The organism is Streptomyces krungchingensis (assembly GCF_054729265.1).
Genome location: NZ_JBPUKY010000001.1, coordinates 8,615,027 through 8,640,512, shown reverse-complemented (window position 1 = coordinate 8,640,512; position 25,486 = coordinate 8,615,027). Strand labels below are relative to the sequence as shown.

The following is a 25,486-nucleotide window of genomic DNA, read 5'->3' as shown; positions in this document are numbered from 1 at the left end:
GGGCCCATGGGTCGCCCGCGGCCGTCTTCCTGGGCACCGGCGGGCGGCGGAGCGCCGCCGGAAGCCGGCTCTCGGGCTGCTGACCCGCGCGGGATGACGGCGGCTCACCTGCCGTGGTCCACCCCCGGATCACCGCCACGGGCTTCCCCCGGCTCTCCGTCACGGTCTTCGTGCGGCTCACCGTCGTGGGCCTTCTGCGGCTCGCCGCCGTGCGCCTCTTGTGCCTCACCACCGCGATCCACCCCCGGATCACCGCCACGGGCTTCCCCCGGCTCTCCGCCGCGGTCCTCCTGTGGCTCGCCCGCCCGGGCGAGAACTCCGAGCGGCACCGGCCGGGCCAACAGCCGCCGTGCGGGGGTCTGTTCGCACGCGGCGAGTCCCGCGACGGCGGGTTCGCACATCCGGCCCTGGCACCAGCCCATCCCGGCACGGGTGAGCAGCTTCACCGTCCGGACGTCACCCGCGCCGAGTTCCGCGACGGCCGTGCGGATCTCCCCGGCGGAGATCTCCTCGCAGCGGCACACGACGGTGTCGTCGGTGACCTGGTCCGTCCAGTGCGCCGGGGGCGCGTACAGGGTGCCGAGCAGCGTGGAGAACGCCCGCAGGCGCCTGCGGGACCTCGCCGCCGGGGCCCACTCCCGCGGGTCGGGCACCCGGCCGGTCAGGCGGGCGGCGATCGAGCGGCCCGCGATGTGTCCCTCGGCGAGGGCCAGCGCCGAGCCGCCGACACCGGTGGTCTCGCCGGCCGCCCACACACCCGGCACATCGGTGCGCTGCTCGTCGTCGGCGTACACCCGCAGTCCCTCGACGCGGCAGCCGAGCGACTCGGCGAGGTCGGTGTGCGGCAGCATGCCGTGCCCGACGGCGAGCGTGTCGCACGGGATGCGCCGTTCGCTGCCGGCCGCGACCCGCCCCTCGCCGTCGAGCGCGGCGACGGTCACGGCCTCGACCCGCCGCTCGCCGTGGGCCGCCACCACGGTGTGCCGGGGCATGAGCGCGACACGGTGCCGCAGGAGGCGGGCGGTGTACCCGGCGGCTTCGGCGACCTTGCCCGGCAGGGCTGCCAGCGCCCCGGCCCGGCGCGCGAACGCCCTGGGGTCGGCGGACTCGACGAGCGCGGCCACCTCGACGCCCGCCGCGGCCAGTCCGGTCGCCACGGGCAGCAGCAGCGGACCCGTCCCGGCGACGACGGCGGTCCGTCCCGGGACCACGAGTCCCTCCTTGAGCATGGCCTGCGCCCCGCCCGCGGTGACCACGCCGGGAAGCGTCCAGCCCGGAAAGGGCAGGACCTTCTCGTATCCGCCGGTGGCGAGGAGCACGGCGTCGGCGCGCACGGACTCGGACTCCCGCTGGTCGGGGCCGAGCAGGGCGTGCACGACGAAGCCGTCGGACCGCCTTTCCACGCACCACACATGACGGTCCGCCAGGTGTGCCACGGAATCCGCCGCGGCGAGCCCGTCGCGCAGCCTCTCCCAGGTGCGCCACTCGTGGTGCAGCGCCTGGGGCCGCAGCGCGCCCAGTGCGGCCGCGGGCCGACGGTAGAACTGTCCGCCCGCCCGCGCCGCCGAGTCGACGAGGGTGACGTGGATACCGCGGGAGGCGGCGGCCAGGGACGCGGCGAGGCCCGCCGGGCCGGCGCCGACGACGGCGAGGCGGGGGCGGTCAGTCATCGTGGCCCGTGCCCTCCTGCGTACGGATCTCGTCGCCGGGACGCACCGGGACCAGGCAGGCCCGCTGGTTGGGGCGGCCGTTGACGGTGACCAGGCAGTCGAAGCAGACGCCGATGCCGCAGAAGACGCCGCGTGGTCGGCCCGCGCCGCGTGTGCTGCGCCAGGACGTGACGCCCGCCGCCCACAGCGTGGCGGCCACGGTCCGGCCGGGGAGCGCCTCGATCTCCCGGCCGTCGAGGGTGACGGTGAAGGCGGGCTCCGGCCGGGCCCGGGCCAGTCGCAGCGGATTCACACGGCCTCCTCGGAAAAGCGGTCGGGCCGGAACGGGGTGAGGTCGAGGGCGGGTGCCGCGCCGGTCAGGACCTGCGCGATCAACTGCCCGGTGCCGGTGGCGAGTCCGATACCCGCCCCCTCGTGCCCGCAGGCGTGCAGGAGTCCGGGGACCCGGGGGTCGGGGCCGATCGCGGGCAGGTGGTCGGGCAGGTACGGCCTGAAGCCCAGGTAGGTCCGCAGCGCGCGGACCTCCGACAGGAAGGGGAAGAGCCGGGTCGCGCCCTCGGCCAGTGCCCGGACGACGGGCAGCGAGAACGAGCGGTCGAATCCGACCCGTTCGCGGCTCGCCCCGATCAGGACCGGCCCCGCCGCCGTCCCCTCGACGACGGGCGACGTCTGGAGGGCCGCCGAGTCGCTGGCCACGTCGGCGACGTAGTCGGCCGCGTACACCTTGTGGCGCACCCGGCGCGGCAACGGCTCGGTGACGAGGACGAATCCACGCCGGGGCAGCACGGGCAGCGGAGCGCCCGCGAGACCGGCCACGTCCGCGCCCCAGGTCCCGGCCGCGTTCACGACGGCCGGGGCGTGGATGTCGCCCCGGTCGGTCCGTACGCCGCGGACCGCTCCGGCCGGCGCGCGTAGCACCGCGGTCACGGTCCGCCCGGTGAGCACGCGCGCTCCCGAGGCACGTACGAGGTGGGCGGCGGCGAGGGCCGGCATCACCTGGGAGTCCTGCGGGTAGTGCACGGCGCCCGCCAGGTCCGGGGCCAAGTACGGCTCCAGGTCGTGGAGCCGGTCCGCCGCGACCGGGTCCGCCGTGACCCCGGCCGCCCGCTGGCCGTCCGCGAAGACCTCCAGGGCGGCCAGTTCCCGGGGTGTGGCGGCCACCACCACGCCGCCCTTGGCCTCGTACTCGACGGCCGGTCCGAGTCCGTCCTCCGCGGCGAGCTCGCCCCACAACCGCCCGGACAGCAGGGCGAGATCGAGTTCGGGTCCTGGCTCCTTGTCGGAGACCAGCAGGTTTCCCTCGCCGGCGCCGGTCGTGCCGCCGGTCACCGGGCCGCGGTCCACCACGGTGACGTCGAGGCCCGCGCGGGCCGCGTACAGCGCACAGGCGGCGCCGACCATTCCGGCTCCGACGACCACGACATCGCAGGCAACTGGCTTGGCCACGCCAGTACTATGTCACATACTTCTGTGCGCGCACAGGGTGCCGTGGAGAGGATCCCCACGGCACCCTCAGATCCTGCTCCCGGTCGCCGTGTCGGCCGACAGCCGCTGCGCCGCGTAGATCGGGACCACCGAGAGCAGGACGAGGACCGCCGCCACGACGTTGACGACCGGGGCCTGCTGAGGCCGTGTCATGTTGTTGAAGATCCAGATGGGCAGGGTCTCGATGCCGGGTCCCGCGGTGAACGTCGTCACCACGATCTCGTCGAAGGAGAGCGCGAAGGCGAGCATTCCGCCCGCGAGCAGGGCGGAACGCACCAGGGGGAAGGTGACGTCCGCGAAGGCCCGGAAGGTGTTCGCGCCGAGGTCCATGGCGGCCTCCTCGTACGATCCCGCGGTGCGCCGCAGCCTGGCCACCACGTTGTTGAAGACGACCACGATGCAGAAGGTGGCGTGTCCGACGATCACGGTGAACATGCCGAGGCCGACACCGAGGGGTTCGAGCACCGTACCGAAGGCCGAGTTGAGGGCGATGCCGGTGACGATGCCGGGCAGCGCGATCGGCAGGACGACCACGAAGGAGATCGCGTCGCGCCCGAAGAACCGGTGCCGGGCCACCGCGAAGGCGATCAGCGTGCCGAGCACCAGGGCGATGGCCGTGGCGCCGAGACCCGCCTTCACCGAGACCCACAGTGCCGCGCGGGCGCCCTCGTTCTGCCAGGCGGTCGACCACCAGTGGGTGGTGAGGCCGGGCGGGGGCCAGCTCGCGCTGCGGTCCGGGTTGAAGGAGTTGACCAGGACGAGCGCGAGCGGCACGTAGATGATCGCGAAGCCGAGCCCGGCGGCGACGCGCAGCGCGATGCGCGCGGGACGGGAGAGTTGCACTGCGGGCTCCTCAGAGGCTGCTCAGGGCGCCCGTGCGGCGCATCGCGAGCAGGTACACCACGATGACCACGACGGGGACCGTGCCGAGCGCGGCGGCCATGGGCAGGTTCAGTTCGATGTTGGAGTAGACGAGGTTGCCGATGAGCTGGGTCTTGCCGCCGACGATCTGCACGGTGATGTAGTCGCCGAGGCTGAGGGAGAAGGTGAAGACCGAGCCCGCCGCCACGGACGGCAGCACCATCGGCAGCACCACCGAGCGGAAGGTGCGCGCGGGGCGCCCGCCCAGGTCCGCCGACGCGTCGAGCAGGTTGTCGGGCAGCTGCTCCAGCGCCGTGTGGATCGGCAGGATCATGTACGGCAGCCACAGGTAGGTCAGGGCGATGACCGCCGCGGGAAGTCCGAAGCCGGGGCCGCTCAGCCCGAACGGCTCCAGCATCCAGTCGGCGAGTCCGCCCTGGGAGAGGATCAGCCGCCAGGCGTACACCTTGACGAGGTAACTCGCCCACAGCGGGGTGAGGATGGCGACGACGAGCAGCGGACGCCACTTGGGCCTGGCGATCCGGGCGGTGAAGAAGGCGACCGGGAAGGCGATCAGCGCGCACAGGGCGGTGACGGCGAGGGCGACGCCGATGCTGCGCAGGATCACCTGCCGGAAGACCGGCGTGGTGAACAGCTCGTGGAAGTTGTCGGTCGACCAGACCTTCACGACCTCGGAGGTGAAGGAGTCGGTCGTCCAGAACGCCGAGACGAACAGCACCGCCAGCGAGCCCAGGTAGAGCACGGCGAGCCAGAGCAGGGGCGCGGTCAGGAGCAGGGACAGCCTGAGCCGCGGCCGGCGGTGCAGGGTCCCGGCGAGCCGCCGGACGGGGGACCGTCCGGCGGTCTGCGCGGTGGAGGTCATGGGTGTCTCTCAGCCCTTGATCTCGGTCCAGGCCTGGACCCACTTCGCGTACGGGACGCACTTGACGTCGGTGCGGCCGTCGAGGCACTGCTCGATGGGCGTGTTCCAGAAGGCGATGTTCTTCCAGTAGCCCTCGTCGGCGGCGTGGAAGGTGTCGCAGAACGACTTGTCGCTGGTCTCGGCGCACGCCTCGGTGTTGGCCGGGGCCTCGCCGAAGTACTCGGCGACCTGGGCGTTCACCTTCGGCGAGATGATCCAGTCCATCCACTTGTACGCGCAGTTGGGGTGCTTGGCCTCGGCGGAGAGCATCCAGGTGTCGGACCAGCCCGTGGAGCCCTCCTTGGGCACGAAGGCCTTGACCTTGGCGCCCTCGTCCTGCGTGAGGTTGGCGATGACCTGCCAGGTCGTACCGATCACGGAGTCGCCGCTCTTGAACGCGGAGATCTCCTTGAGGTAGTCGCTCCAATACTCCCCCACGTTCGCGCTCTGCTTCTTCAGCAGGTCGACGGCCGCGTCGAACTGCTTCTGGTCGAGGGCGTACGGGTCCTTGATCTTCAGCTCGGGCCGGGCCGACTTCAGGTACAGCGCCGCGTCGGCGATGTAGATGGGCGAGTCGTACGCGGTCACGTGGCCCTTGTGCGCGGCGGCGTCGTCGAAGACGGCGGACCACGAGGTGGGGGCGGGCGTGACCTTCTCGGTGTTGTACATCAGCAGGTTGGCGCCCCGGCCGTGCGGAATGCCGTACATCTGGCCGTCGACGGAGTTCCAGCCGCCGTTCTTGAGGCCGCTGAACACGTTCTTGTAGTTCGGCACGAGGCCGGTGTTGACCGGGGCCGCGTCGCCGGAGGCGATGAGGCGCAGCGAGGCGTCGCCGGAGGCGGAGACGGCGTCGTACTGGCCGGTCTTCATCAGCTTGACCATCTCGTCGGAGCTGGCCGCGACCTTGGAGTTGACCTGGCAGCCGGTCTGCTTCTCGAAGTCGCTCACCCAGTCGACCTTCGGGTCGTTGGAGCCGTCCTCGACGTAGCCGGCCCAGGCGATCAGGTTGACCTGCCCCTCGGTCTTGCCGAGCTTCGTCTGCGCCTTCAGGTCGGGCGGGTTGAGTCCGGTGGACGAGGAGGAGCCGCCCGAGTCGGACGACCCGCAGGCGGTGGCCGCGAGGAGCACCGCGACGGCGGCGGCTGCTGGGAGGGTTCGGGTGAGGCGCACGACGTACTCCATACGTGACGGGGACTGAGCGTGGGGGTCAGCGGGGGTCGGGGACCTTGAAGGCGTGACGGCGGTGCCACTGGAGCCGGACCCGGGTGCCGCGCAGGGCGGCGACGTCCTCGGAGGAGGTCTCCAGGTTCTGCTGGAGGGCGGTGAGGCGTCCGCCCGCGTCGAGGTCCACGAGGAAGCGGGTGGAGTCGCCCAGGTAGACGACCTCGACGACGGTGCCCGTGGCGGTGGAGTGCTCCGGCTCGTCGGCTTCGGCGGACTCCTTGAGGACCCGGATCTTCTCGGGCCGGATGCTGTAGGTGCCGGGAGCGCCGACGACCTGCTCCGCCGAGGCCCCTTCGACGAGGTTGGAGGTGCCGACGAAGCCGGCGACGAAGCCGGTGGCGGGGCGTTCGTAGATCTCGGCCGGGGTGCCGACCTGTTCGATGCGGCCCTGGTTGAAGACGGCGATGCGGTCGCTCATCGTCAGGGCCTCCTCCTGGTCGTGGGTGACGAAGACGAAGGTGATGCCGACCTCGCGCTGGATCGCCTTGAGTTCGACCTGCATCTGCTCGCGCAGTTTGAGGTCGAGGGCGCCGAGCGGCTCGTCGAGCAGCAGCACCCGGGGGCGTCCGACGAGGGCACGGGCGAGTGCCACGCGCTGGCGCTGGCCGCCGGAGAGCTGGGCGGGGCGCCGCTTGCCGAACCCTTCGAGCCGTACGTCGGCGAGCGCTTTGCGGGCCCGCACCAGCCGCTCCGGCTTGGGCACCTTGCGCACCTTGAGGCCGTAGGCGACGTTCTGCTCGACGGTCATGTGCGGGAACAGGGCGTAGTCCTGGAAGACGGTGTGCACGTCCCTCTCGAAGGGGGCGAGGCCGGTGACCTCCTGTCCCGCCAGTTCGATGCGGCCGGCGGTCGGGGTCTCGAAGCCCGCGATCATCCGCAGCACCGTCGTCTTGCCCGAACCGGACGGGCCGAGCATCGAGAAGAACTCGCCGTCGGTGATGTCCAGATCGACTCCGGCCACGGCGGTCGTCTCTCCGAACGCCTTCCGCAGGCCCTGGAGCCGGATCGCCAATCCCTGCATGGGTGGGGAACCTTTCTGGTCCATGTCCACGTTCAAACACTGACCGGAAAGATATGAAGTCATAGTTCAAAGCTCAAGACCCCCTTAGAGTAAAGGTTGAGTCAACGCACAAGGTGGTGACCGTGAAGCAACACATGGGCGACGGTGTCCGCAGAGCCGTCTTCACACCCGTGGACAACCGCGCCCGGGTCGAGACGGTGGTCCGCAGGCTCGGCGACGCCATCGAGCTCGGACTGCTCGCCGACGGGGAGCAGCTGCCCGGCGAGATGGAGCTGGCCGGGCAGCTCGGCGTGTCCACGGTCACCCTGCGCGAGGCGCTGATGGCGCTGCGGCAGCAGGGACTGGTCACCACCCGCCGGGGCCGCGGCGGCGGCAGCTTCGTGTCGCTGCCCGAGGTCCCCGGCGAGGAGCGGCTGCTGGCCCGGCTGGCCGGCTGGAGCACCGAGGAGCTGCGCGATCTCGGTGACCACTGGGCGGCCGTGACGGGGGCGGCGGCCCGGCTCGCCGCACAGCGCACCGAACCGGCCGACCTCCAGCCGCTGCGACGCTCCCTGGAGGAGTTCACGTCCGCCGAGGACGCCGCCGCGCGCAGCCGTGTCTACGGCCGCTTCCACGTCGAACTCGCCGCCGCCGCGCAGTCCGCCCGGCTCACCCGCGAACAGGTCGCGCTCCAGACGGATGTGGGCGCACTGCTGTGTCTCGTGCTCGGGGACGACGAATATCGTGAAGAAGTCGCCGACCGTCACCGCTCCGTAATCTCGGCGGTGCAAGATGGGGCCCACGAATCGGCCAGAGCGCTGGCCGAGCGGTGCGTCCAGGACTCGACGGCGCGGCTCATCGCCCTCCGCCTCGCGATGCCGCGCACCGCGTCCGGTCCCCGTCCGCTGGAGGGCACCCATGAGCAGGAGCCCCGGCCAGGTCGGCGCCACGGCGACGCTTGACGCGACACCGCGGGCGGCCGTCGCCGCACAGGTCCGCTCCACGCTGGAGGCCGTCTTCGAGGCGGTCGCCGAGACCCGCGCCGACACCACGGCCCTGCTCACCCGGGTCGCCGCGCGCGGCGACCGGCCCGCCACCGTCGACCTGGCGGCACTGCGCCCGGGACTCCATCTGCGTCTCGCCCGGCAGGAGTTGGTGTCGGGCGCCGGGTTCGTCGCGGCGCCCGGGCTGCTCGCCGACGTACCGGCGTGGCTGGAATGGTGGCAGACGGGCCCCGACGGCGACGTACGACCGCTGCTGCTCGACCTCGACCCGCGGCACTCGGCGTACTCCGACTACACGCACTGGGACTGGTTCGCCCTCCCCCGCGACACCGGACAGCGCGCCGTCGCCGGGCCCTACGTCGACTACCTGTGCTCCGACGAGTACAGCCTGACGCTGTCCGCGCCCGTGCACGTGGAGGGTCGGTTCGTGGGGGTGGCCGCGGCCGACGTGTATCTCCGGCACTTCGAGGCGGCCGTGGTCCCGCTGCTCCAACGGCTCCCGGGTCCCGCCCACTTGGTGAACGCCCGCGGCCGGGTCGCCGCCTCCGCCGACCCCGACCACCTGGCCGGCTCCCTCACCCGGGGACCGGACTTCGGGGCCGTCCTCGCGGCCGGGCGGAGCGCGCGCTTCGAGCGGCTGCGGCTGGTGCCGTGCGACGGCGTACCGCTGGTGCTCGTGACACCGGCCGGCTGAGCGCTCAGACCGCCCGCAGCTCCGCCGCGCCGTTGCGCGTGGTGCGCGACTTGCGCGGCCCGCCGGCCGGCATGGACCGGGCCGCGTCCCGCAGGACCAGGGTCATCCGCGTGTACCCCATGTCCCGCAGGGTCTTGGGGGTGTCGTCGACGATCCGGCAGTCCGTGCGGCCCCAGCGGGGATCGGGGTGCACCAGGGGGCGTACGGCGCCGTCGTGCTCGACGGCGTCCGGGCCGACCGCGCGGATCCAGTGGGGCAGCCCGTGCCGGAAGGCGGCGTCCATGATGGGGTCCTGGGCGATCTCCCGGCGGATCGACTGGAGGCCGCGGTCCTGGCCGTGCCGCTCCACGGCCGCGGCGAAGTGCGCCAGCATCGGAAGACACCAGCTCGACTCGTGCTCGCCGAGAACCGTGCTCGCGTCCGGGTGAAACAGCACGAACCGGAGGAAGTTGTCACCCGGCATGGCCGTCGGATGGGCTCCCACACCGCCGAAAAGTGTCTCGAAGGCGGCGTTCGACAGGACGACGTCCCAGCGGTGGTCGAAGACGACGGAGGGGAACTGAACGGCTTCGAGGAGGGCTGCGTAGTCCTGGAGGTACGCCTGAGCTTCGACGGTCTCGGGGACAGGTCGCGGCTGGGACCGCTGCCTTCCTGCCTGGTACGCCATCGGGAGGTCACCCCTCTTGCCTCTGCGGCCTTCACGCGGCGCCCCGATCCTGCTGCCCAGGGCACAGGCGTGTCAACTATCGTGGCATTTGGCGACCGTTGACGGCTGAATCTCGCCACAGTTGTGGCGAGACCTGGATGCGAGTTCGACCGAGGGGCTAGTCTCCCGATGGTTCCTGACCTTCTTGAGAGCGACCTGTAGAGAGACGTAGGAGATCTGTCGGTGACGGATGGCTTCGAGGTTCCGGGCGCCACGGCGACGGTTCTGCTGCAGGCCGTCGTGACGCGGGTCAGCGACCTGGCCAACAGGCTCGGCGTGCAGCTCTCCGAAGTCTTCGACATCCAGCGCCTGTCCGCCGGTTCCGGCGTCCCCGAACCCGTGGTGAAGGCCCTGCTGAGCGGCCGCCACGCCGGAGAACCCGACCTCCAGGCCCGCTTCCTGCAACGGCTCGACCTGCTGCGCCGCACCCGCCTGAAGCCCAACGGACGCCGCTACACCCAGCAGGAGATCGCCGACGGCGCCGGCATGTCGCGCCAGCAGGCCGGTGCCCTCATCAACGGCGACCGCCGCCCCACCATGGAGCACTGCGACGCCATCCAGCGCTTCTTCCGGGTCCACGCCGGATTCCTCACGGCCGAGGACTCCGAGGCCCTCGTGGGCGCCCTCCAGCGCTCGGAGCAGGAGCTCCTGCAAAGACTCGCCGACCGCGAACGCGCGGCGGCCGCCGCCGACCCGCTGGAGCGGCTGCTCCTGGACCACGGCGTCCGCGGAATCGCCTGGCGGGCCGCGCAGTTGCCCACCGACCAGCACCGGGACAAGGTCGCCGAGTGGCTGGACATGCTCCTGGAGAGCGTCAAACGGCCAGAGTCGTGAGCCGGGGGAGAGCTGTGGGCATCGGAAGGGAAATGCGCCGCCTGTGCGGCGAGTTGGTAGCGGAGCTGTCGCTCCCGGCACCGGCGGAACCCGCCGAGCTGTACGCGGCGCTGTGCGGCGCGATGAGCAGACGCCGGGGCCGCCCCGTCCAGTTCCGCACGGCCGCCTTTCCGCCCGGCACCGCGAGCGGGCTCTGGCTCGACATGGCCGAACAGGACCTCGTCGTCATCGAGGAGCGCACCGCGCCGGACCACCAACTGGTCATCCTGGGCCACGAGCTGTGGCACATGAAGGCCGGGCACTGCAGCCACCACGTCGAGGGCGCGGCCGTCGCCGCCCGGCTGCTGAGCGACGGCGCCGACCTCCAGGAGACCGTCCTGAAGGTGGCCGCGCGCACCCGCTTCGACATGGACGACGAGAAGGAGGCCGAGAGCTTCGGTCTGCTGCTCGCCAGCAAGTGTCGTACCTGGCTGGCCGGTTCACCCCTGCGCGGACCCGTGCAGCGTGACGGCCTGGCCGGCCGCATCGAGGCGTCGCTGGGCTACCGCGGACCGCAGGGCTGAAGGTCCCGGAACATGGACGGATCCAGCTACTACATCCCCGCCGCCGCCATGGGGGCCGCCATCGCCTTCAAGGGCCCGGCGCTCCTGCGCGGCTGGCGCGATCCGCTGCTGCGCTCCGTCGGTGTGCTCCTGGCGCTCGCGGGCCTGGTGTTCCTCTTCGCGGCCCCGCCCACCATCGGCAAGGTCAACGAGGTCACCGGGATCCCGAACGTCTCGGCGCCACTCGTCTACTGCCTGCTGAGCGCCTTCAGCGCCTCCTGCCTGGTGCTGATCATCAACTGGCGTGGTGGCCGGCCCGAGGTGACCCGCCGTCTCTCGCGCCACTGGATCGCCGGATACAGCCTGGTGGGTGCGTCGCTGATCGTGCTCTTCGCCCTCGGGGACGCCCCCGAGGAGCGGCTGCGCGACTTCGACACCTACTACGCGAACACGCCGTTCCTGCGCGAGATGATCGTGCTGTACCTCGTGGCGCTGTCCGCCGCGGGCATCGCGATGAACATCATGTGCTGGCGCTGGGCGCTCCAGGTGCACGGCTGGCTGCGGGCCGGACTGGTGATCATCGCGTTCGGCTCGCTGTGCAACATCCCCTATTCGGCCGCCAAGTTCATCGCCGTGGTCGCCCGCTGGAACGGCGGCGACCTGGACGGCCTGAGCACCAACGTGGCTCCGGTGCTGGCCTCCGCCGGAGCCCAGATCACCGCGGTCGGCTTCTGTCTCCCGCTGGCCTGCCAGCGCATCGGGGACAGCTGGAACACCTGGTCGACGTACCGCAGGCTGGGTCCGCTGTGGCGCGAGCTGAAGCCGGTCGCCGTGGACGAGGACCGGGCGGTGCGCATCTCCTGGTGGTCCTCCGCCGAACTCCAGGTCACCCAGCGGGAGTCCGACATCCACGACGGCATGCTGAGCCTGTACCCCTATTTCGACTCCGAGGTGCGCTCCGACGCCTACGACGCGGCCGTGGCGGCGGGATCGCCGCCCGACCGGGCGCAGGCGGAGGCGGACGCGGTGATGGTGACGGCCGCGGTGCGGGCCAGGGCCGCCGATCCCGAGGGCAGGGTCATCGACTCGGCGGAGGCCGCCGGGGGGCCGGCCGCCCAGGTCGCGTCCACCGACGGCCCGCGCGACCTGGTGGGCATGTCCATCGCCCTGCGCGAGTCCCCGGTCGTGGCGGCCGCCCGCGGGCGGGCCGCGAGGCGTCCGGAGCGCGACGTCCGGGAGCGTACCGGCTGAGCGCGACGTCCGGGAGCGTACCGGCCGGCGGAATTCATGTCGCGCTGCGTTCGCTCGCCTCGCGCAGGTCCCGCTCCACCGCGCGGTTCTGGGGTGTGTCCGGCCGGCCCACGCTCGTGCCGGAGCGGCCCGCGCGCAGCAGCTCGCGCCAGTGCTCACGGCTCCAGTCCGCGGGGGCCGTGGTGGTGGTGAACTCCTCCACCAGGGCCAGGAAGCGCGCCGGGTCGCTGTGGAAGGGGAAGTGGCCCGCGCCCTCGAAGACCTCCAGCCGGCTGCCCGGCATGGCCCGGTGCGCGCCGTGGGCGTGTCTGACGGGGACCACGCTGTCCCGGTCGCCCCAGAGCAGCATCGTGGGCATGCCCTCCGTGAGGTAGCAGCGGTCGAGCATGGTGACCGCCTGGCCGCGCCAGTCGACGACGGCCCGCAGGGTGCGGATGAAGGCGCTGCGGGACGTCGCGTCGGGCAGCGCGTCCACCAGGGTCAGCAACTCGGGTGCGTCCTGGCCGAGATCGGTGTCGAGCAGGCTCATGAGCCGGGCGAACAGGCCGACGTGCAGGCGCATGCCGGGCAGCCGCAACGCGGAGAGCATGAGGTGCGCACCGGGCAGCGAGACCGCCCGCAGGACGGGGTTGACCTCGCCGCCGACACCGCCCGCGCTCACCAGGACGAGCCGTTCGGTGCGCTCGGGGTACTGGTAGGCGAACTGCATCGCGACGCCGCCGCCCAGCGAGTGGCCGACCAGGGTGGCGGACTCGATGTCCAGCGTGGCCAGCAGATCGCGTACGCCGTTGGCGTAGGCGGCGACGGAGTAGTCGGCCCGCGGCTTGTCGGAGGCACCGTGGCCGAGCAGGTCGGGTGCGATCACCGTGTGGGTGCGGGCCAGATCGGGGATCAGCTCCGCCCAGGTCGCCGACGAGTCGCCGATGCCGTGGATCAGGACGAGCGCGGGACCCTCGCCGGCCATCCGGTAGGCGCGCCGGTAGCCGTGCACGACGCGGTGGTGCAGGCGCAGTTCCCCGTCGCCCACGGAGCGCAGGCGCACGGTTCTGTGCGGTCGTCCGAGCGGTGCGTCGGCCACCGGCCACCTCCTGTCGCCACGCCGCCGTGCGGCGGCTCCCACGCCCTTCGTACGGGCGGCTCCGGTCCTCCTCGGCACACCGTCCGGGCGGCCGGCCGGGCCGCGCGGGAAGCGGCACCCGCGCCGCCGGTCGCGGCCGGCCCCGCCCACGTCGCGGGCGGCCGGCTCGGTCCCGGGCAGGCGCCGTCCGGCCGTCACGAGGGCGGCCCCGAAGCTCTGCTCTCCAGCCTAGGACCCCTGTTCCACAAGGGATTTCCGTGATGTTTCGCCTCCGCTAAGCGGGCGAACCTCCACGTACCGAAACGGGATTGTCAGTGGCGGACGGCAAGCTGGAGTCAGGCAGCACCTGACACGACCAGCCGACCCGGGGAGAGCCGTCCGATGCCGACCGCCGTACTGACCGATCACGAACGCGCCGCCGTGCAGGCCTACCTCCGCCTCCTCCAGACCGTACGAGCCGCCTTCGACGGTCCGCCGGACGGGCGCCGACCATCCGTGGTGCCCCCCGCCGTGCTCGCGGAGGCGGAGCGGGCCCTGGCTGCGGCAGGTCTCGCGGGCAATGAGGAGGCGTTCTTCCGGCTGTTGCAGACCTGGTGCCCGGAGCCCACTCAGGCGTGAGGCACGGTGACGACCGTGCCGACCAGGCCCCGTCGGACGGTCCAGCGTCCGTCGAAGACCTCGACGCGCCGGCCGTCCAGCAGAGGCCCGGGGACCAGCAGCCGGGCGCGCAGGCGACCCGAGGGGCCCTGGCCCGCGGAGCCGGGGTCCGGGAGGAGGTCGATGTCGGCCTCGGAGAAGTCCAGCCACTTCCCGGTGAGCGGGAACCACGCCTTGTAGACCGACTCCTTGGCGCTGAACAGCAGCCGGTCCCAGTGGACTGCGGGGTGCTCGGCGGCGAGCCGGTCGAGGCGGCCCCTCTCCGCGGGCAGGGCCACGGCCTCCAGGACGCCCTCCGGGAGCGGCTGATGGGGTTCGGCGTCCATGCCGAGGGAGGCCAGGTCGGTGGCGCGGGCGAGCGCGGCGGCGCGATAGCCGTCGCAGTGCGTCATGCTGCCGATCAGGCCGGCCGGCCACTGGGGTGCTCCGCGCTCGCCCGGCAGGACGGGGGCGGGGGGTACTCCGAGCTTCTCCATGGCGCGGCGGGCGCAGGCACGCACGGCGGTGAACTCCCGCCGCCGCTTCTGCACGGCCCGTGTCAGCAGCGCCTGCTCCTCGGGGTACAGGCTCGCGCCCTCGGCCCAGTCGTCACCGTAGCTCTCCACTGCCACGGCCGACTCCGGGAGCAGCTCCTCCATCACCGGCTCCGACCTCCATCGGCAGAATGCGGCGCAGCGTGCCCGGCTGTCCGGGGCGCTTGCGCCATTCTCGGGGATAACCCACGGACACCTCTTCGAAGCGCACGCCCTCGTGCCAGGTGGTCCGGGGGATGTGGAGATGACCGTAGACCATGGCCTCCACACGGAACCTCCGGTGCCAGTCGGCGGTCCGCCGGGTGCCGCACCACATGGCGAACTCGGGGTAGCGCAGGATGTCCGTCGGATGGCGGTCCAACGGATAGTGGTTGACGGGGACGGTCGGCAGGTCGTCGGGCAGTTCGGCGAGCCTGCGCTCGGTCTCGGCGACCCGGGCGTGGCACCAGGCGTCGCGGCTGGGGTAGGGGTCGGGGTGCAGCACGTGCTCGTCGGTGCAGACCACGCCCGTTCCCTCGGCGTAGGTCAGCCCCTGCGCCTTGGTCACGCAGCCCTGCGGCAGGAACGAGTAGTCGTAGAGCAGGAAGAGCGGTGCGACGACCACGGGACCGCCGGGCCCCTCCCAGACCGGGTAGGGGTCCTCGGGGGTGACGACGCCCAACTCCCGGCAGACGGCGACCAGATGCTCGTAGCGGGCGACGCCGCGCAGCTGCACGGGGTCCTTCGGGTGGGTCCACAGCTCGTGGTTGCCGGGCACCCAGATCACCTTGGAGAAGCGTGCGGCGAGGGTCTCCAGGGCCCACCGGATGTCGCCGACGAGCTCTGCGACGTCACCGGCGACCAGCAGCCAGTCCTCGTCGGTCTCCGGGTGCATCTTCTCGACCAGTGCGCGGTTCTCGGGGTATCCGATGTGCAGATCGCTGATGGCCAGCAGATTCCCGTGCCCGGCGTCCATCGACCGCACTCTCCGCACCCCCGTAGAAGACGAATGGCAACACAAGAACACATACGCCCGGCACGGGACAAGGATGCCCGGACACGACACCCGGGAAATCCGTAACACGCCCGTAGCCGTACGGGGGGTGCGCGCCCCTTATGATCGCCCCAACACGGCTGCCACGAACCTTTCTTGGCGTACGGCGGCTTGGTGTTCCTCCCTCTCCCCTGGCCGGGCACGGCCCGCTCCGCCGTGCCCGTGAACCCCCGAAAGGCGGCCTGGATGGATTTCCGCGTACGCGTCTGGCTCAACCGCACGTACGCGGAGAACGTGTTCTTCATGGATCAGCTGCGAAGTAATCCGCAGGGCCGCCCGGTCGAGATCCATGCCACGCACGGCGACCCGGACTCCCCCGTGCTGGCCGCCGCCGACACCGCCGAGCTGGAGCCCGAGGGCCTGTCCCCGCGCGCCTACGTCGAGTACGCCCTGGACCAGTGCGCGCGTCACTCCATAGACGTGTTCGTGCCGGTGCTGCACCAGGCCGCGATCGTGGCGCAGCGCGCCGAGTTCGCCGCGCTCGGTACGGCTCTGCTGGCGCCGCCCCCCGAGGCGGTGGCCGTCTTCCAGGACAAGGCCACCGCCTACCAGGCGGTGCAGGCGGTGGGTGTGCCGGTGCCGCCGTGGTGGCGGGTGCGCACCGAGGAGGAGCTCCTCACGGCCGTCGAGACGCTGGAGGCCGCGGGTCACAAGGCCTGCTTCAAGCCGGCGGCCGGAGCGGGCGGAGTGGGCTTCCGCGTCATCACGCGGGCTCCCTTCTCGCTCATGCACCTCAACGGCTTCCCGAGCCCCTTCGTGCCGCTGGACCTGGTCGTGGCGGCGCTGCGCGAGGCGGACGAGCCGGTGGACTGGCTGGTGATGCCGCGGCTGGAGCAGCCCGAGGTGTCCGTCGACTGTCTGACCGCACCGGACGGGCGGGTCCGCATGGCGGTGGGCCGCACGAAGAACGGGCGGCGCCGCGGCTTCACGCTGCACCCGTCGTGGACCGAGCCCGCGCGGCTGCTCGCGGAGGCGTTCGGGCTGCACTATCTGTCGAACATCCAGTTCCGCATGTTCGGGGACCAGCCGGTCCTGATGGACGTGAACACGCGTCCGGCGGGCGGTCTGCACCAGCTGGCGCTGTGCGGGATCAACGCGCCCTGGGCCGCGGTGCGGCTGGCGCTCGGCGAGGAGACGGGCGAGGTGGTTCCGGCGTCCCTCGGAAAGGACTACACGGTGGTCTCGGGGCCCCGTGCGGTGCGTCCGGTGTCGCTGCCGCAGCAGCGGACCGAGTCGCCCGCGTCGTCGCTGCCCGCCGTGCCGGCCCCGGCCACGGAGCCGGCGGTTCCCTCCCCCGGCGGCCCGTCCACGTCGGCGGCCGCCCCCACGACGGCGGCCATCCAGCCCGCCTAGCCTCCTCCCCCTCGCCCCCTCGCCCCTTCGCCCCTTCGCTCCTTCACCCCCGTTCCGTCTACCGGTCTGGACCAATTTTCGCGCAGCGTCTTGACAGCGAGATTGGTCCATACCAACTTGGTTGCGCACCTCTCAGCACTCCCGAACACCCCCATTTCTTCAGGGAGATCGCGTGCGCATCGCAGACCTCAGACGTTCCAGACATCGCTTCCTGGCCCTGCTCGGCACCGCCGCGCTGGCCCTGGCCGGGGCGGTCGCCCTCCCCGGCACGGCGCAGGCCGCCAACATCCTGTCCAACCCCGGCTTCGAGACCGGAAGCCTCTCCCCCTGGTCCTGCTCCGGCAACCTGGGCTCCGTCGTCTCCAGCCCCGTGCACGGCGGCTCCAAGGCGCTCTCGGGAGCGGTGAGCGCCAGTGACAACGCCCAGTGCACCCAGACCGTGTCGGTCCAGCCGAACACGACGTACAGCCTCTCGGGCTGGGTGCGCGGGAGCTATGTGTACCTCGGCGTGGACGGCGGCGCCTCCACCTGGACGACGTCCCCCTCGGCCTACAGCAAGCTGACCGTGTCCTTCACGACCGGCGCCTCCCAGACCAGCGCCAAGATCTACGTGCACGGCTGGTACGCCCAGGGCACCTACTACGCCGACGACATCAGCCTGGACGGGCCGGGCGGCGGCGGTGGCTCCGACACCCAGGCGCCGACCGCCCCCACGAACCTGACCTCCACCGGCAAGACCTCGTCGAGCGTCTCCCTGTCGTGGGGCGCGTCGAGCGACAACGTCGGCGTGACCGGCTACGACGTCTACAGCGGCTCCAACCAGGTGCTCACGGTGTCCGGCACCAGCGCCACCGTCAGCGGACTGTCCCCGAGCACCGCCTACACCTTCACCGTCAAGGCGCGGGACGCGGCCGGCAACACCTCCCCGGCCTCCAACGCCGTGTCGGTGACGACGAACGCGGGCGGTGGCGGCGGTACCGGCTTCAAGCAGGCGGCACCGTACCTGTTCGAGGGCTGGGGCGACCCGCCGAGCCCGACCACGGTCATGAACGCGACCGGCGTCAAGTGGTTCACGATGGCGTTCGTGCTCGACTCGGGCGGCTGCAACCCCGCCTGGGACGGCAGCCGGGCGCTGACCGGCGGCGTCGACCAGACCGCCATCAACCAGATCCGCTCCGCGGGCGGTGACATCGTCCCCTCCTTCGGTGGCTGGCAGGGCAGCAAGCTCGGCGCCAACTGCTCCTCGGCCAGCGCCCTGGCCGGAGCGCTGCAGAAGGTGATCGACGCCTACAGCCTCAAGGCGATCGACATGGACATCGAGAACACGGACGAGTTCGAGAACGAGGCCGTGCAGGCGAAGATCCTGACCGCGCTGAAGACGGTCAAGGCCAACAACCCCGGCCTGAAGACCATCGTCACCTTCGGCACCTCGACGACCGGCCCGACGTACTACGGCAACCGTCTCATCGAGCAGGCGCAGTCCCTGAACGCGGGCATCGACGTCTTCACGATCATGCCGTTCGACTTCGGCGGCGGCTCCGACATGTACGGCAACACGGTGAACGCCACCGAGGGGCTGAAGGCCAAGCTGAAGTCGACCTTCGGCTGGGACGACGCGACGGCCTACTCGCACATCGGCATCTCCGGCATGAACGGCCTGTCCGACCAGCAGGAGAACACCACCCCGGCGATCTGGACGCAGATCCGCGACTGGGCCAACTCCCACCACATCGCCCGGCTCGCCTTCTGGGCGGTCAACCGTGACCGGCCCTGCCCCGGCGGCGGCGTGGTGAGCAACTGCTCCGGCATCAGCCAGAGCACCTGGCAGTTCACCTCCATCACCGCGGGCTTCACCGGCTGACCGACCGCCAGGAGGACGGAGCAGGAGACACAGGTGGGCCGCCCGGACACCCGGGCGGCCCACCGCCGTCCGCACGACGGCCCCGAGCCGGGGGTCCGGGCAGGTCACGCGTTACTCTCGCCGCGACACCGGAACCGTCGGAAAGGCCCGTGGCGATGACGACACACCCCGAGGACGACACCTCGCCACGCGCCTCGCTGGGCACCTGGCCCACCCCGCTCGAACCCGCGCCCCGGCTGGCCCGCGCGCTCGGCCTCGGACCCGAGGACCTGTGGGTCAAGCGCGACGACCTCACCGGCCTCGGCGGCGGTGGCAACAAGATCCGCAAGCTGGAGTGGACGTGCGGCGCGGCCCTGGCCGAGGGCGCGACGACCCTGGTGACCACGGGTGCGCCGCAGAGCAACCACGCGCGCCTGACCGCGGCGGCCGGTGCCCGGCTCGGGCTCCGCGTCGTCCTCGTGCTGGCCGGGGCACCCGGCGGGACGGCCTCCGGCAACCTGGCGCTCGACGGACTCCTCGGCGCCACGGTCGTCTGGGCCGAGGACGGCGAGTCCCTGGATTCCCGCGCCCGCAAGGTGGTGGAGGAGGAGCGGGCGCGCGGCGAGGTCCCGGCGCTGATCCCCTTCGGCGGATCGAGCGCGCTCGGTGCCCGCGGCTACGTCGAGTGCGCACGCGAACTCCTCGGCCAGGCACCGGACCTGGCGACCGTCGTGGTGGCGCTCGGCTCGGGCGGCACCATGGCCGGCCTGGTCGCGCACCTCGGGTCCTCCCGCGTCCTCGGTGTGCACTGCGGCGCCGTCGCCGATCCCGCCGGGACGGTGACACGGCTGGTCGGCGAGCTGTCCGGGACGCGGGACGGCGCCGAGGCCTTGCGGCTGCGGCTCGACCAGGTCGGCAAGGGATACGACACGCCCGGCGAGCCGGTGATGAACGCCCTGACCCTGGCCGCGCGCACCGAGGGCATCGTCCTCGACCCGATCTACACGGGGCGGGCGATGGCCGGGCTGATCGCGGCCGTCGCGGACGGTGACATCACTCCGGGCCGGCGCACCGTCTTCCTGCACACCGGGGGGCTGCCCGGCCTCTTCGGTCATCCGGCCACGCTCGCCCGGGCGGGCGCCGCGCTGCTCAGTCCTGCGGATAACCCCAGGCCCGAGCCAACTGCCTGAGTTTGGGCGGGAGTTCGACCGAAGGATCGGCGGCCCGGGCGGGCTGCACGCGGCCGGACCTGATGGTCTCGCTCCAGTCGCCGAGCTGGGGTCGGAAGGTGCCGTGGTCCTGGGCCCCGTAGTCGAGCATGGCGGGCTCCCAGGGGACGTCCAGGTAGCCGCAGATGCCGCGGGTGGTGCTCTCCGGGTCGGCGGTGAGCCCTTCGTAGGTGATGACGTGGGCGTCGAGGTTCCGGCGGGCCTCCTCCAGCTTCTCGCTGTAGTCGAGGACCTCGGCGGTGATCTCCGCGTGGTCGGGATCGGTGCGCCGGTTCGTGAGGGAGGTGATGACGGCCCCGGGGTGGCGGAGCAGCACGATGTAACGGGCGCGCGGCCAACATCGGTGCAGGCGCGGCCAGACGAGCGTGTTGGGCGGGGTCTTGTCGACGATGATCCGCTTGCCGCTGCGGGTCAGTTCGAGGTGCAGCAGCCGGTCCCACAGGGCGTGCTCCAGCTCGGTCTTGTCGAGTTCGAGCGCCCGCATCGCGTCCGCGGTGAAGTCGCGGGACAGGTGGACGTGGACGGTGCGCAGATGCATCTCGTGCGGGGCGCGGATCTGGCTGTGGCTGTTCAGCAGGACGCGCAGCAGAGTCGATCCGGAGCGCACGGACGACAGCACGAACACCGGCGATTCGACCAGGCGCGGGGCGGGCGGGGCGGTGTACCCGCCGTCGGCCGGATCGCCCGGCCCGCGGGGCGAGGGCACCGCGTCCAGGGCCCTTCTGGGTGGCCGTACCGCCTCGGCCATCAGCCGCCCCCGACGCCTCAGGCCCTTGCCGATCGCGGACATACGCGGGTCTCGCACCGTGCCACCTCTTTCTCGTCGTTCCCCCGCATCACAGGGGGGAAGGGCGAACTCCAGGTGTCGCGTGGGGAACGGGCCGTGGTCACGGCGGGCGTCGGACCCACCGTGACCAGGCCTCTTACCTCTTCCTTAATTCTTCATGGGAAGTGCTGCCGGATTCCTGTCGCCTGCGGTCACTTCCTCTCCACGGCCAGCCGCAGCGTCAGCACCTCGAAGGGCCGCAGGGTGAGCGGGACCGCGTTCCCGTCGGTGTCCGCACGGGAGAGCGGGCGCTCCAGCAGGTCGGTCACCTGCGCCGCGGCGAGCGGGAACCCGGTGCGCAGGGTGCCGGTGGCACGGCCGCCGCGGGACTCGTAGAGACGCACGACGACATCGCCGGAGGCGTCGTCGGCGAGCTTGACCGCCTCGACGGTGACTCCTTCCCCGTCGACGGAGACGACGGGTTCGGCGGGGCCGTGCGCCTCGGCCGGCCGCAGCGGCAGGTTGAGGGCGTAGCCCTCGGCGACCGCGTCCTCGATGCTCGCCCCGGGCAGCAGGGAGTACGTGAAGCGGTGGCGGCCCTGGTCGGCCCCCGGGTCGGGGACGCGCGGGGCGCGCACCAGGCTGAGCCGGACCGTGGTGGTCGTGCCCCCGTCCTCGCGGACCGTGCGGGAGACGTCGTGGCCGTACGTCGAGTCGTTGATGACCGCGACGCCGTAGCCGGGTTCGCCGATGTGCACCCAGCGGTGGCCGTACACCTCGAAGCGTGCGGCCTCCCAGCTGGTGTTCGTGTGGGTGGGGCGCTGCACGTGGCCGAACTGGATCTCGGCCGAGGAGTGCGGGGCGCGGATGTCCACCGGGAAGGCGGCCTTGAGGATCTTCTCGCTCTCGTGCCAGTCGATGTCCGTCTCGAAGTCGATACGGGGGCTGCCGGCCCGGACCGTGATCGTCTGGGTGATGGTCGAGCCCTTGCCGAAGGAGCGGGTGACACGGATCGCGCCGGCCAGCGGATCGTCCTCGACGACGGTGACCGAGTCGGACTCCAAAAGGTCCGTGTACCGGTTCTTGTAGTGCTTGTCGATGTCCCAGGCGTCCCAGTAGTTGGGCAGGTCGGTGTGCAGGCGGAGCAGGTTGCCGCGGTCCGCGAGGACCTCGCGGTCCGCCCGAAGGTCGCGCACGGACGACAGGGTGCCGTCCTCCCCCACCCGGACCCGGACCAGCCCGTTGTCCAGGACGCGGCCGGACACCGTCACCGGCTGCGGGGGCCGGGCGTCGGCCAGGGGCGCGCTGCCGTTCGCCGGCACCTGTACGTACGCCGGCGTACCGTCCGTCGTGCGGACCACCTCGGCGCGGTCGTACGGGCTGGTGTTGAAGACATGCGTCCCGCCGGAGCCGAGGGCGGTGATCGCGGCCGCCGTCAGCTCCTCCAGTTCCCGCCCGACGCGGGCGTACTCGGCCTCGGCCTCGCGGTGCACCCAGGCGATCGACGACCCGGGCAGGATGTCGTGGAACTGGTGCAGCAGCACCGTCTTCCACAGCCGGTCGAACTCCTCGTACGGGTAGGCGTAGCCCGGCGCGTGCAGGGCGGCCGTGGTGGCCCACAGCTCCGCCTCGCGCAGCCGGTGCTCGCTGCGCCGGTTGCCCTGCTTGGTGCGGGCCTGGGAGGTGTAGGTGGCGCGGTGCAGTTCGAGGTAGAGCTCGCCCACCCACACCGGGGCGTCCGGGTACTCCGCGCGTGCCTTCGCGAAGAACGCGTCGGGGTGTTCGACCTCGACCTTCGCGGAGCCCTCCAGGTCCTTCAGCCGGCGGGCCCGCTCCATGATCTCGCGGGTGGGGCCGCCACCGCCGTCGCCCCAGCCGAAGGGGGCCAGGGAGCGGGTGGCGCCGCCCTTCTCGCGGTAGTTGCGCACCGCGAGGGCCATCTCCTCGCCGCTGAAGCGGGCGTTGTAGGTGTCGACCGGCGGGAAGTGGGTGAAGATGCGGGTGCCGTCGATGCCCTCCCACCAGAACGTGTGGTGGGGGAACTTGTTCGTCTGGTTCCAGGAGATCTTCTGGGTGAGGAACCATTCGTTGCCGGCGAGCTTGGCGAGCTGCGGGTAGGCGGCGTTGTAGCCGAAGGAGTCCGGCAGCCACACGCCCTTGGTCTCGACGCCGAAGTGCTCGATGAAGAACCGCTTGCCGTGCACGAGCTGGCGGGCGAGGGCCTCGCCGCCGGGCAGGTTGCCGTCGGCCTCGACCCACATGCCGCCGACCGGGGCCCACTGGCCCTTCTTCACGGACTCCTGGATGCGGGCCCACACGTGCGGATAGTTGTCGCGCACCCACTCGTACTGCTGGGCCTGCGAGCAGGCGAACACGAACTCCTCGTACTCGTCGGCCAGCGACGTGACGTTGGAGAAGGTCCGGGACGTCTTGCGCTTGGTCTCGCGGATCGGCCACAGCCAGGCCGAGTCGATGTGCGCGTGGCCGACGCCGGAGACGATGTGGGCGCTGGCGTGGGCGGGCTTCGACAGCACCGGCTCCAGGGCCGCGCGCACGGCGGGCGCCGAGCCGGAGATGTCGTCCAGGTCCAGCAGGTCGAGGGCCCGGTCGAGCGCGTGCATGATCTCGTGCCGGCGCGGGTCGTGCTCGCCGAGTTCCAGCATCAGTTCGCGCAGCACCTGGATGTCGAGGTCCAGGTGCCAGACGTCCTCGTCGAGCACGGCGATGTCGGCGCGCCGGAAGGTGTACAGCGGTGTGTCGCCCGCGGTGAGCACGTCGCCGAGCGGGGTCGGGCCGGCGAAGTCGCCGGCGAGGATGTCGGGGTTGGAGGCGGCCTCGACGAGGTATTCGACCGGCTCCCCGCCGACCGCCTGACGGGCGATGGGGACGTACTGGTTGAGCGGGTTGACCGCCTTCAGCGGTGTGCCGTCGGCGAGGTGGACGAGCGCCTCGGCCTGGTTGCCGGGCCAGTCGCCCACGAAGCCGAGGTCGATGACGGCCTCGACGCGCCTGCCCGCGTACTCGGCCGGCACCTGCCCGCGCATCCGGAACCAGGTCGTCCCCCACGGCGGGCCCCATGGGGTGTCCATCGCGAAGGGTGCGTACGGGGCGGCCGCGGCCTCCTCGAAGGGGACCGGCTCCCCCGGGGCCTGCCAGGCCTCCACCACGAGAGGGACGGTGGCGGCGTAGGTCGCGGGCTTGATGCGCTGGTCGTGGATGCGCTCGACGCGCTCCTCGATGCGGCGGCGTTCGTCATGCATGGCCGTACGTCTCCTCGCTCGGTCTCTACTTCAGGTAACCCAGGCCGGGGTGCACGGCGGTGTAGCCGTCGACCAGCCGGTGTGCCACGTTCACGGAGTCCACGAGGGGATGCAGCGCGAAGGCCTTCACCGCCGTCGTGCGGGACCCCGACTCGGCCGCCGACAGCACCTCCCGCTCCACCGCCTTCACCGCGCACACCAGGCCGGTGGCGTGGTCCGGCAGCGGTTCGACGGCGACCGGATGCGCGCCGTTGGCGTCCACCAGGCAGGGCACCTCGATGACGGCCGCGTCGTCGAGGACCGCCAGGGTGCCGCGGTTGCGGACGTTGAGGATCAGCGTGGTGCGCTCGTCGCGGGCGATGGCCCGCATGAGGGCGAGCGCGACCTTCTCGTAGCCGCCGGAGAGGTCGTCGGCGTCGCGTTCGCCCGCGCCCGCCGCGTCCCGGTTCTCCGCCATGTAGGTGGCCTCGCGTTCGGCGCGCGTACGGTTCCACGCGCTCAGCGCGGCGGCGTCGGGATGCGTCATCTCCTCGTAGAACCCCGCCTGCTGGTCGCGCAGGAAGGCGCCGCGCGTCCGGTCCGCCTGCTGGTAGGCGCGGACGGTCTCGCGGTTGAAGTAGTAGTAGTGCAGGTACTCGTTGGGGACGGCGCCCAGGGACCGGAGCCAGTCCGGGCCGAAGAGCCGCCCCTCCTCGAAGGAACCGAGCAGCTGCGGGTCGGCGAGCAGGCGCGGGAGTTCGTCCCGGCCCGCGATCCGCAGACCCCGCACCCAGCCGAGGTGGTTGAGCCCGACGTAGTCGATCCACGCCTCGCGCGGGTCGGCGCCGAGTACCTTCGCGATCCGGCGGCCGAGGCCGACCGGCGAGTCGCAGATGCCGATGACGCGGTCGCCGAGGTGCCGGGCCATCGCCTCGGTGACGAGGCCGGCCGGGTTGGTGAAGTTGATGACCCAGGCGTCGGGGGCCAGCCGTGCGACGCGGCGTGCGATGTCGTCGGCGACGGGCACGGTGCGCAGTCCGTACGCGATGCCGCCCGCGCCGACCGTCTCCTGGCCGAGGACGCCTTCGGCGAGCGCCACGCGCTCGTCGTCCGCGCGTCCCTCCAGGCCGCCGACGCGGATCGCGGAGAAGACGAAGTCGGCGCCGCGCAGGGCTTCGTCGAGGTCGGTGGTGACGGTCACCTCGGGCGCGTCCGGTACGCCCTCCGCCTGTTCGGCGAGCACCCGCGCGACGGCGGACAGCCGTGCCGGGTCCAGGTCGTGCAGCACGACCCGGGTGACGCGTCCCTCGGCACGGTCCCCGAGGAGCGCCCCGTACACGAGCGGCACACGGAATCCTCCGCCGCCGAGAATGGTCAGCCTCACGCGATTACCACCTTTGCGAGTTCTGCGAGTTCTGCGCGCCGGGCACGCTCGGCGTGCCGCGCGCCTTCCTGCCGGTACGACACGTTCGGTGCGGGGCGCGCGTCGCGCGCGTACGGAGCGGGGCACGCTTGGCGCCCACGCGGTCCGGGCAGCGCGCGGCGCCCGAATGGTGTGGTCCATG

At 72.1% G+C, this 25,486-nt stretch carries 23 protein-coding genes; 9 read left to right on the top strand and 14 right to left on the bottom strand.

Annotated features, from left to right (window positions below):
- Positions 1 to 104 precede the first annotated feature (104 nt).
- The 7 genes from ACSYGO_RS37460 to ACSYGO_RS37430 form a co-directional block, all read right to left on the bottom strand.
- On the bottom strand, positions 105 to 1,670 hold the full coding sequence (locus tag ACSYGO_RS37460) for an FAD-dependent oxidoreductase (protein WP_460389350.1): 1,566 nt from the start codon (positions 1,668 to 1,670) through the stop codon (positions 105 to 107).
- A complete protein-coding gene (locus tag ACSYGO_RS37455; protein ID WP_426678530.1) occupies positions 1,663 to 1,962 on the bottom strand; it encodes a (2Fe-2S)-binding protein in 300 nt (99 codons plus the stop codon). The genes ACSYGO_RS37460 and ACSYGO_RS37455 overlap by 8 nt, the downstream gene beginning before the upstream one ends.
- The gene (locus tag ACSYGO_RS37450) at positions 1,959 to 3,116 is read right to left on the bottom strand and encodes an NAD(P)/FAD-dependent oxidoreductase (protein ID WP_460389348.1); all 1,158 of its coding nucleotides are present in this window, start codon (positions 3,114 to 3,116) and stop codon (positions 1,959 to 1,961) included. Before ACSYGO_RS37450 ends, ACSYGO_RS37455 begins: the two co-directional genes overlap by 4 nt.
- A 66-nt stretch (positions 3,117 to 3,182) precedes the next feature.
- Positions 3,183 to 3,998 carry an ABC transporter permease gene (locus ACSYGO_RS37445; RefSeq protein ID WP_426678532.1) on the bottom strand — a complete coding sequence of 272 codons (816 nt, stop codon included), beginning with the start codon at positions 3,996 to 3,998 and terminating at the stop codon, positions 3,183 to 3,185.
- A 10-nt stretch (positions 3,999 to 4,008) separates the two neighbouring features.
- Complete coding sequence (locus ACSYGO_RS37440) at positions 4,009 to 4,899, bottom strand: ABC transporter permease (protein WP_426678533.1); 891 nt, start codon at positions 4,897 to 4,899, stop codon at positions 4,009 to 4,011.
- Positions 4,900 to 4,908: 9 nt separating this feature from the next.
- Positions 4,909 to 6,108, bottom strand: coding sequence for an ABC transporter substrate-binding protein (locus ACSYGO_RS37435; RefSeq protein ID WP_426678534.1), 1,200 nt, complete (start codon positions 6,106 to 6,108; stop codon positions 4,909 to 4,911).
- 37 nt (positions 6,109 to 6,145) lie between these two features.
- Positions 6,146 to 7,183 (bottom strand): ABC transporter ATP-binding protein, encoded by a 1,038-nt coding sequence (locus ACSYGO_RS37430; RefSeq protein WP_460389345.1) that lies wholly within the window; start codon positions 7,181 to 7,183, stop codon positions 6,146 to 6,148.
- Between the two features lie 134 nt (positions 7,184 to 7,317).
- Here ACSYGO_RS37430 and ACSYGO_RS37425 point away from each other — a divergent pair, with 134 nt between their 5' ends.
- Together ACSYGO_RS37425 and ACSYGO_RS37420 are read left to right on the top strand one after the other, a co-directional pair.
- Positions 7,318 to 8,124, top strand: a complete 807-nt coding sequence (locus ACSYGO_RS37425) for a FadR/GntR family transcriptional regulator (protein ID WP_435223333.1) — start codon at positions 7,318 to 7,320, stop codon at positions 8,122 to 8,124.
- On the top strand, positions 8,081 to 8,860 hold the full coding sequence (locus ACSYGO_RS37420) for a cache domain-containing protein (protein WP_426678536.1): 780 nt from the start codon (positions 8,081 to 8,083) through the stop codon (positions 8,858 to 8,860). The genes ACSYGO_RS37425 and ACSYGO_RS37420 overlap by 44 nt, the downstream gene beginning before the upstream one ends.
- Before the next feature lie 4 nt (positions 8,861 to 8,864).
- Here the strand turns inward: ACSYGO_RS37420 and ACSYGO_RS37415 are convergent, their stop codons facing one another.
- On the bottom strand, positions 8,865 to 9,527 hold the full coding sequence (locus ACSYGO_RS37415; RefSeq protein ID WP_426678537.1) for an MmyB family transcriptional regulator: 663 nt from the start codon (positions 9,525 to 9,527) through the stop codon (positions 8,865 to 8,867).
- Between the two features lie 222 nt (positions 9,528 to 9,749).
- Here ACSYGO_RS37415 and ACSYGO_RS37410 point away from each other — a divergent pair, with 222 nt between their 5' ends.
- Genes ACSYGO_RS37410 through ACSYGO_RS37400 form a run of 3 tightly spaced genes read left to right on the top strand, consistent with a single transcriptional unit; the run spans position 9,750 to position 12,193 of the window.
- Positions 9,750 to 10,400, top strand: a complete 651-nt coding sequence (locus ACSYGO_RS37410) for a helix-turn-helix domain-containing protein (protein WP_028798984.1) — start codon at positions 9,750 to 9,752, stop codon at positions 10,398 to 10,400.
- A 32-nt stretch (positions 10,401 to 10,432) separates the two neighbouring features.
- Positions 10,433 to 10,963 (top strand): toxin-antitoxin system, toxin component, encoded by a 531-nt coding sequence (locus tag ACSYGO_RS37405; protein WP_095937784.1) that lies wholly within the window; start codon positions 10,433 to 10,435, stop codon positions 10,961 to 10,963.
- A 12-nt stretch (positions 10,964 to 10,975) separates the two neighbouring features.
- Positions 10,976 to 12,193, top strand: coding sequence for an MAB_1171c family putative transporter (locus ACSYGO_RS37400; protein ID WP_460389343.1), 1,218 nt, complete (start codon positions 10,976 to 10,978; stop codon positions 12,191 to 12,193).
- Between the two features lie 34 nt (positions 12,194 to 12,227).
- Here the strand turns inward: ACSYGO_RS37400 and ACSYGO_RS37395 are convergent, their stop codons facing one another.
- Entirely contained in the window at positions 12,228 to 13,271 is a 1,044-nt protein-coding gene (locus ACSYGO_RS37395; RefSeq protein WP_426678539.1) for an alpha/beta fold hydrolase, read from the bottom strand.
- Between the two features lie 381 nt (positions 13,272 to 13,652).
- Here ACSYGO_RS37395 and ACSYGO_RS37390 point away from each other — a divergent pair, with 381 nt between their 5' ends.
- Positions 13,653 to 13,889: a hypothetical protein gene (locus ACSYGO_RS37390; RefSeq protein WP_426678540.1), complete on the top strand. Its 237-nt coding sequence runs from the start codon at positions 13,653 to 13,655 to the stop codon at positions 13,887 to 13,889.
- On the opposite strand, the gene ACSYGO_RS37385 is transcribed toward ACSYGO_RS37390, so the two are convergent.
- Positions 13,880 to 14,569 carry a 4'-phosphopantetheinyl transferase family protein gene (locus ACSYGO_RS37385; protein ID WP_426678541.1) on the bottom strand — a complete coding sequence of 230 codons (690 nt, stop codon included), beginning with the start codon at positions 14,567 to 14,569 and terminating at the stop codon, positions 13,880 to 13,882. The two genes, ACSYGO_RS37390 and ACSYGO_RS37385, sit on opposite strands and share 10 nt — an antisense overlap.
- Positions 14,517 to 15,416, bottom strand: coding sequence for a metallophosphoesterase family protein (locus ACSYGO_RS37380; protein ID WP_460389340.1), 900 nt, complete (start codon positions 15,414 to 15,416; stop codon positions 14,517 to 14,519). The genes ACSYGO_RS37385 and ACSYGO_RS37380 overlap by 53 nt, the downstream gene beginning before the upstream one ends.
- Before the next feature lie 264 nt (positions 15,417 to 15,680).
- On the opposite strand from ACSYGO_RS37380, the gene ACSYGO_RS37375 reads away from it, so the two are divergent.
- The 3 genes from ACSYGO_RS37375 to ACSYGO_RS37365 all read left to right on the top strand — a co-directional run bounded on the left by ACSYGO_RS37375 (position 15,681) and on the right by ACSYGO_RS37365 (position 19,877).
- Positions 15,681 to 16,847 (top strand): ATP-grasp domain-containing protein, encoded by a 1,167-nt coding sequence (locus ACSYGO_RS37375; protein ID WP_460389338.1) that lies wholly within the window; start codon positions 15,681 to 15,683, stop codon positions 16,845 to 16,847.
- Between the two features lie 172 nt (positions 16,848 to 17,019).
- Positions 17,020 to 18,708, top strand: a complete 1,689-nt coding sequence (locus ACSYGO_RS37370) for a carbohydrate binding domain-containing protein (RefSeq protein ID WP_460389336.1) — start codon at positions 17,020 to 17,022, stop codon at positions 18,706 to 18,708.
- Between the two features lie 155 nt (positions 18,709 to 18,863).
- Positions 18,864 to 19,877, top strand: coding sequence for a D-cysteine desulfhydrase family protein (locus ACSYGO_RS37365; RefSeq protein WP_460389810.1), 1,014 nt, complete (start codon positions 18,864 to 18,866; stop codon positions 19,875 to 19,877).
- Here the strand turns inward: ACSYGO_RS37365 and ACSYGO_RS37360 are convergent.
- The 3 genes from ACSYGO_RS37360 to ACSYGO_RS37350 form a co-directional block, all read right to left on the bottom strand.
- Complete coding sequence (locus tag ACSYGO_RS37360; RefSeq protein WP_460389334.1) at positions 19,837 to 20,721, bottom strand: sulfotransferase family protein; 885 nt, start codon at positions 20,719 to 20,721, stop codon at positions 19,837 to 19,839. The genes ACSYGO_RS37365 and ACSYGO_RS37360 overlap by 41 nt on opposite strands.
- A 173-nt stretch (positions 20,722 to 20,894) precedes the next feature.
- The gene (locus ACSYGO_RS37355) at positions 20,895 to 23,942 is read right to left on the bottom strand and encodes an alpha-mannosidase (RefSeq protein WP_460389333.1); all 3,048 of its coding nucleotides are present in this window, start codon (positions 23,940 to 23,942) and stop codon (positions 20,895 to 20,897) included.
- A 25-nt stretch (positions 23,943 to 23,967) separates the two neighbouring features.
- Positions 23,968 to 25,305 carry a 6-phospho-beta-glucosidase gene (locus ACSYGO_RS37350; RefSeq protein ID WP_432176223.1) on the bottom strand — a complete coding sequence of 446 codons (1,338 nt, stop codon included), beginning with the start codon at positions 25,303 to 25,305 and terminating at the stop codon, positions 23,968 to 23,970.
- Positions 25,306 to 25,486: the final 181 nt, after the last annotated feature.